The sequence below is a fragment of the Cryobacterium sp. Y29 genome, assembly GCF_002929825.1.
GTDB lineage: Bacteria > Actinomycetota > Actinomycetes > Actinomycetales > Microbacteriaceae > Cryobacterium.
Window position 1 is genome coordinate 23,473 of the sequence record NZ_PJJN01000035.1, and the last position, 11,637, is coordinate 35,109.

General features: G+C 60.7%; 11 protein-coding genes. 5 read left to right on the top strand and 6 right to left on the bottom strand.

The features are described from left to right. The first annotated feature begins 449 nt into the window (after positions 1–449). Positions 450–1,874, top strand: coding sequence for a GntP family permease (locus CXY74_RS11675; protein ID WP_104200594.1), 1,425 nt, complete (start codon positions 450–452; stop codon positions 1,872–1,874). On the opposite strand, the gene CXY74_RS11680 is transcribed toward CXY74_RS11675, so the two are convergent. Continuing rightward, positions 1,858–2,637, bottom strand: coding sequence for an IclR family transcriptional regulator (locus CXY74_RS11680; RefSeq protein WP_104200595.1), 780 nt, complete (start codon positions 2,635–2,637; stop codon positions 1,858–1,860). The two genes, CXY74_RS11675 and CXY74_RS11680, sit on opposite strands and share 17 nt — an antisense overlap. A gap of 46 nt (positions 2,638–2,683) precedes the next feature. On the opposite strand from CXY74_RS11680, the gene CXY74_RS11685 reads away from it, so the two are divergent. Beyond that, entirely contained in the window at positions 2,684–3,793 is a 1,110-nt protein-coding gene (locus CXY74_RS11685) for a tartrate dehydrogenase (protein ID WP_104200596.1), read from the top strand. Positions 3,794–4,175: 382 nt separating this feature from the next. On the opposite strand, the gene CXY74_RS17735 is transcribed toward CXY74_RS11685, so the two are convergent. Further along, positions 4,176–4,319: a GPGG-motif small membrane protein gene (locus CXY74_RS17735; RefSeq protein ID WP_199183216.1), complete on the bottom strand. Its 144-nt coding sequence runs from the start codon at positions 4,317–4,319 to the stop codon at positions 4,176–4,178. A 207-nt stretch (positions 4,320–4,526) separates the two neighbouring features. After that, positions 4,527–4,859 (bottom strand): hypothetical protein, encoded by a 333-nt coding sequence (locus CXY74_RS11690; protein WP_104200597.1) that lies wholly within the window; start codon positions 4,857–4,859, stop codon positions 4,527–4,529. Positions 4,860–5,268: 409 nt separating this feature from the next. Between CXY74_RS11690 and CXY74_RS11695 the strand changes: the two genes are divergently transcribed. Beyond that, on the top strand, positions 5,269–6,342 hold the full coding sequence (locus tag CXY74_RS11695) for an aromatic acid exporter family protein (RefSeq protein ID WP_255409538.1): 1,074 nt from the start codon (positions 5,269–5,271) through the stop codon (positions 6,340–6,342). Between the two features lie 617 nt (positions 6,343–6,959). On the opposite strand, the gene CXY74_RS11700 is transcribed toward CXY74_RS11695, so the two are convergent. After that, positions 6,960–8,012, bottom strand: coding sequence for a TerC family protein (locus CXY74_RS11700; protein ID WP_104200599.1), 1,053 nt, complete (start codon positions 8,010–8,012; stop codon positions 6,960–6,962). A 534-nt stretch (positions 8,013–8,546) separates the two neighbouring features. Between CXY74_RS11700 and CXY74_RS11705 the strand changes: the two genes are divergently transcribed. Further along, positions 8,547–9,041: a hypothetical protein gene (locus CXY74_RS11705; RefSeq protein WP_146070131.1), complete on the top strand. Its 495-nt coding sequence runs from the start codon at positions 8,547–8,549 to the stop codon at positions 9,039–9,041. A gap of 313 nt (positions 9,042–9,354) precedes the next feature. Next, positions 9,355–9,714, top strand: coding sequence for a hypothetical protein (locus CXY74_RS17330; RefSeq protein ID WP_146070132.1), 360 nt, complete (start codon positions 9,355–9,357; stop codon positions 9,712–9,714). A gap of 3 nt (positions 9,715–9,717) precedes the next feature. Here CXY74_RS17330 and CXY74_RS11710 read toward each other — a convergent pair whose 3' ends face one another. Together CXY74_RS11710 and CXY74_RS11715 are read right to left on the bottom strand one after the other, a co-directional pair. Beyond that, on the bottom strand, positions 9,718–10,065 hold the full coding sequence (locus tag CXY74_RS11710) for a YnfA family protein (RefSeq protein ID WP_104200601.1): 348 nt from the start codon (positions 10,063–10,065) through the stop codon (positions 9,718–9,720). 57 nt (positions 10,066–10,122) lie between these two features. Beyond that, complete coding sequence (locus CXY74_RS11715) at positions 10,123–11,352, bottom strand: IS110 family transposase (protein WP_104200602.1); 1,230 nt, start codon at positions 11,350–11,352, stop codon at positions 10,123–10,125. Between the last annotated feature and the right edge of the window lie 285 nt (positions 11,353–11,637).

Genomic DNA, 11,637 nt, shown 5'->3' on the forward strand with positions numbered 1-11,637 from the left:
CGGAGCATGTCGAACGCAGAGGCTAAGTAATCTGCGGACGGAGAACGAGGCGAGAGGGGAGTTTCTCGGCAGCATCAGTGCTGACGATCGCCGTCTGGCGCATGAGAACCCCCTCCTTGCCCACACGTGATTGTTTCGTATCCAGCGCTCAAAGTAAACGGGGTACCCACAGCAAGGCGGATGCCCACTTCATCGGGAATGATCTTTCAAGCGAATGCCAGTGTCCGGCGTCGTAAATCCGTGAGTGAAAACCAGATGACGAGTTCTCGCTTGGAAATTGACATCGAGGGGCAGCAGAATTTCGCTTTCAACGTCGATGGCGACTGCGCAGCGGTCGGTTTCACCTGAGTGGGACATTCGTCCTCAGGCGGCTTTGACGGCATGGCGCCAAAGCCATAATATGGGTTATCAACTCACATACTGAGTTCTCAATGATGAGGAGAAACGCAATGGACGACTGGGCAGTAATCGCGGTTACCGCTGGGGTGATCGTCGCGATGGTTGTGTTGATCGTGAAAGTGCACCTGAACCCGGCTGTGGCGTTGGTCATCGGTGCCGGTGCGATTGCTCTCGTCGCCAGCGGAAATGTGGCGCAATCGGCCAGTATCGTCACCGGCGGGTTCGGCGAGATCATGGCCGAGATCGGCCTGCTCATTGCGTGGGGCGTGCTCATCGGCTCCATTTTGAGCGAAGCCGGGGCCATCCAGCGCCTGGTGGAAGGGCTTTTGCGGGTCTTCGGGGCCCGTCGCGCGCCCTATGCGTTCGCGACGACTCTCGCTGTGGCGCTGCCCTCGATCTATATCGACGTTTTGCTTGTCATGAGCGCACCCTTAGGGCGACGGATGGCGGCACGCCTCGGTCGCACCGGCACCGCGCGGGTTGCCACCGCCATCGCCGTGGGACTCGAATGCGGCATCGTGATGATCGTGCCGGGCGTGGGTGCCCTCGCCCTGGCCGGGCTTCTCGGCGTGCCGCTTGGCGTGATGCTGCTTGTCGGCGTGGTGGTCACCGTGCCGACCATCCTCCTGACACTCTTCGTGATGTATTTCGCCTACGACCGCGGTTTCTGGAATCCGGAGCGCGATGAATCCGTGACCATCATCGACGCGGAGGCAGACGAAGACGCCGTCGATGAGTATGCCCCCCGGCCGGCGACAGGCTACACCTCAGTCATCGCAACGATCGGCGCCCCGCCCCGCGCGCGGACCCGCGTGCAGCAGTCGACCCGCGAGCCCGCTCTTGCGCTGCTTTTTGGGCCCATGATCGTGTCGCTGTTGTTCGTTGCCACCGGTGCGATTTTGCAGGCGACGGATGCTGACCTCGGCCCGATCGGCATCCTCTTCGAGCCGGTCTTCGCACTGCTGGTCGGGTTGCTCGGCACAAGCCTCGTTGCCCGGCTCACCATCGGCGGCGAACGAGTCGAGAAGGCCGTTTCCCGCGGCTTTCGGGAGTCGGGTCAGATCCTCATTCTCACCGGTGCGGGCGGTTCCCTTGCGGCGGCCGTTGCGTCAACGGGCATCGGCGAGATTCTGGGCTCGCTGTTCACCACTACGACCGTCGCCCCGTTGCTGATTGTTTGGGTCGTCGCCGCAGTGCTTCACATGGCTATCGGATCGGTGTCGATTTCGGCCATCACTGCCGCGGGGTTGCTCGCCTCAGTGATGAGCGAGATCGACGTTGCCCCGGTGCTCGTGGCCCTGGCCGCCGCCGCCGGGTCCCTCTTCGCCGTGCACGTCACCTCGAATACGTTCTGGCTGCTTCAGAGCTCGCTCAACCAGTCCACCCGCGGCACGTTCAAAACCTGCACGCTCGCGGTATCCGTCGCTTCCGTGATCGCACTCGGCTTCACGATGCTGCTCAGTTTGGTGCTGTGATCGCCGAACCGAGTGCTTGGCTCAGACGGGCGCCGGCCGCAACCACCGACGGAGTGAGGCGGGTGACGACATCCGGTGTCATTCGCGAACTCGGGCCGAGCAGGCTCAGGGCCCCGAACAGCGAGCCGCCGTGTTGGAACACCGGCGCCGCCACGCTGCTTACCGACGACGTGCGTTCCCCGACCGTATACGCGCAGCCGCGCTCGCGCACCGTGATCAGGGATCGGCGCAACTCATCGACGTCGACGACCGTTTCTTCGGTCAGGGCAGTTAGCGGATGCCTGAATACCCGGGCCGCGAGCTCGTCGTTCCACGCCAGCAGCACCCGGCCCGAGGATCCGACGTTTACGGGTGATACCTCGCCGAGGGCGATCACCCGTCGTACACTGTGCCGACTCTCGGCCATCGCGACGCACACGCGCAGCTCGCGCGTGGAGATGAACAGGCACGCGGTTTCACCGGTCTCATCTCGCAGGGCGGCGAGCACGGGCTGTGCCAACTCACCCACATCGAGACCGTGGAAAGCGGATGCCGCCCAGGTCGCCATGCGCAGACCGATGCGAAATTGGTCGCCGTGGCGGTCGAGAAACCCGCTCTGCACGAGATTGGCGACCAGACGTTGCACCGTCGACGCCGGCAGCCCGGTCGCGATGCGCAGATCGGCCAGCGAGCGCTCCGGAGTCGAAAACGTGAACGCGTCGAGGATGGTACTGATTTTCGCCAGCACGAGCAACGGACTGTTCGACGCTACTTTGCCTGCCATTCCGCGAGTTTATCGGTATCCCCAACCCCTCATCAAAGGAGAACCCATGTTCGATGCATCACAACAGGACAGCACTGTGTCCCTCGCCGACAATGGGACCGTATCGGAGGCTACGTATTCGCTCGCACTCATTCCCGGTGACGGCATCGGCGTCGACGTCGTGGCGGCCGCCCTCGTGCCGTTGCAGGCGGTAGCTGACAAGCATGGTTTCGCGGTACGGCCATCGACCTTCGACTGGTCATGCGCGCGCTACCTCGAGACCGGATCGATGATGCCCGACGACGGGCTCGAGCAGCTGAGTGGGCACGATGCGGTTCTTCTCGGGGCGGTGGGGTGGCCCGCACAGGTGCCGGACTCGGTATCGTTGCATGGGCTGCTGCTGCCCATCCGGCAAGGATTCGATCTCTTCGTGAATATGCGCCCGCACCTGTTGCTTCCCGGTATTACGGGGCCGTTGCGCAAATCTGAGTTCGATATTTTGGTGATTCGAGAGAATACCGAGGGCGAATACTCCGGTGCGGGCGGACGCGTGCATCAAGGCACCAAGATTGAGGTCGCGGTTGAGACGGCGATTTTTACGAGGGCCGCAGTCGAGCGCATCCTTCGCTATGGGTTCGAGCAGGCGCGCTCGCGCTCGGGTCGACTCGCTTCGGTCACCAAATCGAACGCGCAGAAGCACACGATGGTGTTCTGGGACGACGTGACCGACGAACTCGCCGCCGAGTATCCAGACGTGGCCGTCACGCGGTACCACATCGATGCCATCGCGGCTCGATTTGTGACCCACCCGGAGACCCTGGACGTTGTCGTGGCGTCCAACCTGTTTGGCGACATTCTCTCCGATATCGGAGCGGCCATTCAGGGTGGACTCGGGTTCGCCGCGTCAGCAAACATCAACCCTGACGGCGGTTTTCCGTCGATGTTCGAACCTGTGCACGGATCGGCGCCCGATATCGCGGGCCAAGGCATCGCCAACCCGATCGCTACCATTTGGAGCGTCTCGCAGATGCTGCAGCACCTGGGGGAGAAGGCGGCCGCAGCCGACCTGCTGCGCGCGCTTGGCACCGTCACGGCCACGCCCGAGCGGCTCACCCCCGACTGCGGGGGCACCGGCACCACCGACACTGTCGCCGCCCAGGTCGCCGCCGCCCTCTGACCAGCGCGGCCGCCGGATTGAGCTTGTCGAAATCTCGCGGTCGTTCGTGCCTTCACTGCTGACGACCGCGGTATCGGCCTTGAGGTGCTCACCGGCGAGGGCGCCGCGATCGACACAACGACTAAGTAGGCGGGAAAGACCGCACTCGCGAGTGCAGTTCCTCCCGCCTGCTCGTCCATGCAGCTTTGTCGAACCCTGCGTTTGGTGAAGGCTCGGTTGGACCCGTCCATTCCGATCCGCGCGACGATCGAAAGTGTCAGGAAAAGCTATGGCCTCTTCGACGTCATGCAGTGCTCAACAACGAAGAGCGCCAGTGGATCTTTCACGCCGAAACCGTTCCGGAGTTCCGCCATGCCCCGAAACGGCTACTCGATCCGCAGGCTCAAGTGAAGAGGCTCACGCCACCTGGACCAACCAACAGTCCTACGACGATGAGCACAATACCCCAGAGAATCTGGCGTCGAAATAAAGCGACAATGCCTGCAATGACGAGGATTACTGCAATGATCCAGAGAATTGTTGCCATGGTGCTGCTCCATTTCATTCAGCGCCGACGGGCCGTACGCCCGTAGCGGTTTTCGATCTGTTGAATCGAACGTACTCCTTGCTCGGTCTCTGACCACTGTGTTTTATCCAGAATGTCGTGGCGGTGAGACGCCGTCATCATGTGTTAAAGGCCATGCGAAACGATCAAGAGAACCCAAGCAGGGTCACGTCCCCCGAGGGAATGCCCCTACTGATGTCGAGCAACTTTTTGTGCTGGATTGGGTTGTTGAGTTTTGTCGCCGAGCCATGCGCTGAAGGCGACTTCCAGATTGGTGTCAGCACGTTGTGTAATATCAAGTAGGCGTGGGCGTTGGTAGGGAACGTCGAGTTGTTTGGCCGCCTCAGTGAGGACGATTCCGAGGGTTTGACGGCGTTGTTGAAGCCGCGGTCCGATAGGTAGCGCGATGGTGGGATTCTGGGTGAGCAATGCGAATATTTCGTTGGCGACGTGGCGTTTGAGGCAGCGGACGATGTCGCGGTCGGAGAGGCCTTCGGCGGTCCGCCGGGCGATGTAGGCCATAGTCCGGGGTTTCTTGTGGCGTTTGCGAAGCAGCACGATGCGGTGCAAGGCCGCGTTGGCCTACCGGTCACCACCGCGAGAGAGACGGGAGCGCTGCCGTGTTCCGGAGAATGCTGGTCGCGGTGCGTGCCTTGGTGGCTAAAGCGCGTTCCGCGAGCAAGATCCGCATCGATTCGACATCGCCGGCGCGTTGTCGGACACGGCATGAACGGAGGTGGACATCCTCTCCGAAAATTCTGAGCTCCGTACCGGCTACTCCGGGAGTGGTTTTCTTGTCGGATGTTTCCCAGCGCCTCGCCAGCATTCGCGCTTAACCTGCGGGGCGAGCGGATCCCAACTCTCCGTCGCCGCGGAAGAGACGTAGACGATGCCGAGAACGATTTTTCCGCGGAACGCATCACGGCTGGCGTTGGTCCGTCGTCTTCAACCTCCGCGATTCCTCCAGGTCACCAAGATTGCTGTTGCTGTGGCGATTGCCTGGACGCTGTCCCCTTTTCTCCCTGGGGACGCTCAGGAATTGCGGTACTACGCGCCGCTGGGCGCACTTTTGAGCATGCACCCCACACTTATGCGTTCGCTCCGCAGCGCTCTACAAACCCTCGCTGGGCTGGCCGTCGGAATCGCCCTCGCCGGGGCCGTGCTCCTCCTGAGCGAGCCCAGCGTGTGGACGATTTCGCTGGTCATCGGCCTCGGCTCTCTTATCGGAGGAATGCGATGGCTTGGTGTCGGCGGCGAACAAGTACCCCTGACTGCTCTTTTCGTTCTCATCATCGGCGGCCCGGAAGCCGATGATTACTCGGCCGGTTATCTCGCCCAAGTCTGTCTGGGAATAATGGTGGGACTTCTGGTCAACCTGCTCATATTACCGCCGCTTGCTATCGGCACGGCTGTCGAGCGGTTGACTAATTTTCGAGGCACCCTCGCCACGCACCTCAGCGATATCGGCGTGGCCTTGGTCGAGAGTTGGCCTCCGGAGCGTGAACTCTGGGCGACCAAGGGCAACGCACTTACCGACGCGGCCCGAGATGTCAGGTCAGCTGTGCAATACGCCGACGAGAGTCGTAAGGGTAACCCCCGCGCTCGGTTTAACCGCAGAAATCTTGTCGTCGATTATGAGGACCTCGCGGCTCTAGAGAACGTCACTTTTCACGTGCGCAACCTGACTGAGGTTTTTGCGGGCATGATCTGGGGTAAACCGATTCCCCTTGAGCTGCCACCCGAGCTGCGTCCGGTTCTGAGCGATGCCCTGCACGCGGTCGCGGATACTTTGCGTGCCACGGACGACGGCCCGCGTGATACCGCACCCTTTGATGCCGCCGAAGCGGCAGTCGAGGCGATTCTGCGCGGCATGCAAGAGTTGGGTGCCGGGGCGACATCGCTCAGCCCCACGGCCGCGATCGTCATCGATCTGAAGCGCATTTTGGTCGCGCTTCGCCCTGGGACCGAAAGGGATTCTGAAGAGCCTCCCTCGCCCGTCGTTTAGCCCGTCCTGGCCCTGACCCCGTCGAGTGGACACCTACCCATGATTGCTTCGCGAGGCTGGTTAGCAGAATTTAGGTGAGCGCACGTTCGTGGGCGCTCACCCGCTGCGTATCCAAGCGTGTCGGGCAGTCCCAGGCCACAGCCAGGCCGACTGCCTGCGCAGCTACCGGGACATCCGTCTCGAAGCGTTACTGCGGAGCGGTGAAGATCGAACCTTCCAATCGGGCGAATTCGATCATCAAGCCTCGGTAAGGAATGCGGGCATGGCTTCCAAGAGGACATAGCGGCCCACACCCTGTCCAAGGCTGCAGCAATGCATTTTTCGCGGTGAGCGCGATGCCGTGACCACCGATAAAAGAGTTCGGCCTGGTGTGAGTGCGTCCCGTCGTGCGGGATAGTGACGCGGCGAGACTGTTCAGCTCGTTGATCGCCGCCTAGCGGTGAAGGGCCTACCGGTGCACGATGGCCGCGTCGGTAGTGAACCCCATTCGTTGCCACAAAACGCGATACCAACCTGCCCGTTTTCGCGCGGGGTAGCGGCGGAGTGTGGGTGCATCTTCCTCTTCGCGTCCGGGACGTCGTCGGCAAGGAGCACATGCAACTGGTGACAAAAGGCTCTTACTTTCGTCGGTCACGATCGGCGCCGCTTTCATTACTGGTTCTGACGCGCGATTTGCGCCACACGGACTCGACGCGGGCGAGTTCGTCGTCAGTTGCCATCCGAAACGGTCCGGCGCTTGTCACCTCGACCGAACGCCGGGATTGACCGCGGGTAGCGACAAGGCTGGCGACGATCGACACGGTCAAGATGGAGGCTATGACGAGAAGCGATACCGTGGTGGGGATGTAAAAGACTTCAAGCAGCAGCATTTTCACCCCAACCCAGACGAGGAGTACGGCGAGACCGATCTTCAGATAGACGAAGCGGTGCATCAGGTCGGCGAGGAGAAAGTACATCGCCCGGAGCCCGAGGATCGCGAACGCGTTGGCGGTGAAGACGAGGAACGGTTCGGAGGTCACGGCGAATATCGCGGGAATAGAGTCGACAGCGAAGACGATGTCGGTGACCTCGACGAGCACGAGTACGGCGAGCAACGGGGTCGCCAGAAGAATCCCGCCTTTCCTAATGAGGAGTCGCTGTTCGTAAAAGACATCGGTCATCGGCACGTGCCCGCGGAACCAGGTGTAGGTGCGTGATTTCTCGGGGTCGAAGTTTTGATTCCGGTGGCGGAGCATCTGAATGCCGGTGAAGACCAGGAACGCGCCGAAGATGTAGAGCACCCAGCTGAAGTTCTCGATCAGGGCGGCGCCTGCTGCGATGAAGATCCCGCGGAAGACCAGCGCTCCGAGCACGCCGAGAAACAAGACGCGGTGTTGAAACTGCGGTGGTACGGCGAATGCGGTGAAGATGATCGCCCAGATGAATACGTTGTCAACCGCGAGTGACTTCTCGATCACGAAGCCAGCGAAGTATTGCTGGCCAAATTCGGCGCCGAATAGCCACCAAATGATTGCGCCGAAGGTGACGCCGGACGCGACCCAGAAGATCGACCACCCCGCGGCCTCCTTCACACCGATGATGTGCGCCGAGCGATGGGCGATGAGGTCGATGGCGAGCATGGCCATGATGACACCAAGAACAGTCAGCCAGGCCCAGAGAGGAACAGTCATTGCGGACACTGCCTTCCGAGGCATATTCACTCGGAGGTCTGGTCCAGCCTGGTCGGGCCAACTCCGCCGAACCCCGATGACGGGATCGAATTGACGACGAAGCTTGTGAGGATTACTCCCCTCCTGGGTGTAGTATACCAGACATCAGCAGCAAAGTCGATAGGTCAATGAACTTTCTGCCACCAACCGACGACGAATCACATCGGTTCTACATGCTGCCCTCGGCCCCGTCAGCGGATTCACTCACCATGTCTAGGGAGCGCCATGCCCACACGCATCATTCAATCGTTCGAACCCGCACAGTGACCGTCGCCGAGACGGAGCCTCGTCCCCCGGAAAACAGTATCGGCGCTCATCTGCTACACGAACGAGTGGCCGCGGGTGATGCACTCGCCTGAACCGTCCCGGTGTCCTGCGTACGTATGCTGTACGGGCACATCCCTCGCGCTGGCGACAGTGCGCGCTCTGTGACAGTGCTTCGACGCTCAGCGAAGTCCACGTGCACACCATGGTGTCGCCGCGAAAACCTTCGGGGTGTTTTTTCTGAATTTTCATGACATTTGTGGACGAGGAAACGTCTCATTGGTGACTGCGTTACACACCGACGATTCTGAGGGGCACATGCCGCAACGTAATACCCCCGTTCGAAACCTGCATGACATCGAATTGGCCGCCTGGTTCGGTGGTTCGCTCATGGGTGCGGTCGAGCTGAACGGTGCGGCTGCAACAGTGAAGGGTCCGAAGGAACGTATTTCTGTGGCTACGACGGGTTGGAAGCATTGGGCTCCCGTGCAGATGGCACGATTTGTCGCAGTCGGTATCGGCGGTGCGGTGCTGATTTTGGGTGACACGGCCCGTCGTGCTGATTCTGACAGCCAGGCAGAGGGGGCAGCAGCGTCCGGTTGCAGGCCGGATGGAGCTCATCACGAAAAGCTGACCGCTTCGCTCCGTTCCGGCCGCGGTCCGCGCGCAGTCCCCACCTTCCAAATGAAAAAGAGCCATGATGACAAGCACTACTCGCAACATTGAGAAATTGGGCGAGGTGTGGCCGGTCCGCATCGCTAACAATGAAGGGGCTTCTGTGTCGTATCCCCAACAGACACCGTGCGCAGCTGACGATCTTGAAGTCCGCAATCTGTCCGATCACGAGTGGCGTGTGGGCGATCGGCGATGCCACGAGAGGTCGCCAGCGAAGGTTCTTGGTTATATCGAGAAATGTGCTTCGACTTTTGAAGTCCTGAAACTTAAAGAGCCACAAGAGGTTTTCATATTCGATCGTTTCGAAGCTGCGGTCGCCTCGTTTGCATCCGCCGTTTCGACATAGTTCGGGGTCTTTGTCGCGATGCTTACCGTCGTCATCACCTTCGTTGTCATCATCGTCGCCAGGGCAAGTGCCATCCGCAAGCTGATTATGAGTACCGTCGGTGAATTTCCTTACGGCACACTCCTCATCAGCCTCGTGAGCGACTTCATCACCCTCATTAGCGTCAATGCTGCTGGATTACGTGAACGCCGTCGTCTCCGGTACCAACTCGATCCCGGCTTCCATCGCCGGAATTCTCGTGGTGGGGACCAGCGGAGACCGCATCAAACCCGTGCAAACCCGCGGGGAGTTTTACCTCAACACAGCAGAGGAAAAAGCTTCAAAATCGCCGAGCACGCTCGGAACGCGGCGCCCCTCGCTCGTAGGCAAAAACTGTGAGTGTTATTCGGTCGGTGCTGACGCTGCGGGTGCGGCCATGATGATGGCCGCGCCGATCAGGCAGATGGTTGAGCCGATGAAGTCCCACACGGTGGGTTTGAACCCGTCGATGAACACTCCCCAAGCAAGGGATCCGGCCACGAAGATGCCGCCGTACGCCGCGAGAACACGGCCGAAGTTCGCGTCGGGTTGAAAGGCCGCGACGAATCCGTATCCGGCCAGCGCGAGTACTCCGAGCCCAGCGAACCACCAGGGTTTGGATTCGCGAATGGTCTGCCAGATTAGCCAGGCTCCACCGATCTCGGCGATCGCTGCAAGAAGAAACAGGACAACGATTCGCAGTGCAGTCATGCCCTCACTGTCTCACAGGCTGGAGGGGCGTTGCCCTACGTGATGCTCCTATAGTTGTCAATTGATATTTTGGACGGCTTTTTGCTCGTGGAGCCAGTCCCGGAATTGGCTCGCGAGGTTGTCGTCTCGGCTGAGTCCTCGTTCGATTCGGGAGAGGGTGCCGGGCCAGGTGTTGAAGTGTCCGGCCGCTTCGCGGAGGGTGATGTGGAGGTCTTCGCGCGCGGTGCGTAGGTCGGTGATCGAGGGCGCCGCTTGTGGGTTGGTGAGTTGACGATAGAGCTCCCGGGCGACGTATCGTTTCAGGCAGCGCATGATTTCCTTTTTGGTCTTGCCTTGAGCCGTTCGTCGGGCCGCATAGTCTCTCGTCCGAGAGTCGGTCGCGAGGCGTGAGACGACGACGTGGTGGATTGCCGCGTTGGCGGCTCTGTCACCGCCACGGCTGAGGCGATGCCGGCTCGTCTTGCCAGATGACGCTGGGATGGGGGCGACGCCGACAAGTGCTGCGAACTGGGCTTCCGTGGCGATGCGTTCGGGGTTGTCGCCCACGGTGACGAGGAGTTGGCTGGCCACTTCGATGCCAACACCGGGAACGTCCCGCAACAGCGGCGCGCAGTCCCGGAGGATCTCTGCCAGCGCTTGATCGGTATCCAGAATCTCCTGCTCAAGAAATCGGTATCGGGCAGCGAGTTTCTTCAAAGTGAGGGCCGTTGCGATCTCAGGGTCCGTGAGGTTTCCCATTGGACGGGAACGCTCCAACGCCAAGATGAGTTGCGCGGTGGTCAGCGGGCGGAACCGACTGCGCACGTGCTCCGGAGCGGAGACGAGTATCCCCTTGATCTGGTTGATGGCAATTGTGCGGGCCTTCATCGCTGAACTGCGGGCGGCACGGAGGACGCGGAGGCATTCAACGGGGCCGTCTTTGGTTTTCGGCGTCGACGTGCCCCGTTCGGCCAAGACCGATTCCGCTGCTTGGTAGGCGTCTAAGGGATCCGATTTTCCATGTAGACGCCGTGCTTGACGGTTGGGTCGGTTGACTTCGTGAACAGGGAGTCCTGCTGTTCGCAGAACTCGACTCACTTCCGCCCCGTAACTGCCGGTTCCTTCGACGCCCACGCCGATGATCAGACCGAAGCGGGTGATGAACGCGAGGATCTTCCGGTATCCGGAATCGACTGCCAGGAATTCTTCCGCAGCTATGTGTTTGCCGTGCTCGTCGATGATGGCGACAAAGTGAGTATCGGAGTGGGTGTCGACGCCGACGATGACATTCGGTGGGTCTGTTGCCATGATGAAGTTGCCCTTCCGTTGCGTCCATCTGGGTAAAAGATGGGCACGTTGGCCAGGTGGGCAGACAAGACGGTAATGGGAATTCGCTTCAGGCTCCTATAAAGTCATGTCCGCCTGGTCAGCGCACCGTGAGCAGCCTTGAGACCGTGGACAGATCACGTAAAAGGCAATCCTTGGAAGGACGTCAGTCAGGGTTAGGGTCACGCAGCCTCAAGACTCTTCTCATCATTACCGTCAGGGTTGGGTGAGGCCAGTGCCTAATAGCAAGTCCGCCGTTTGACGTAG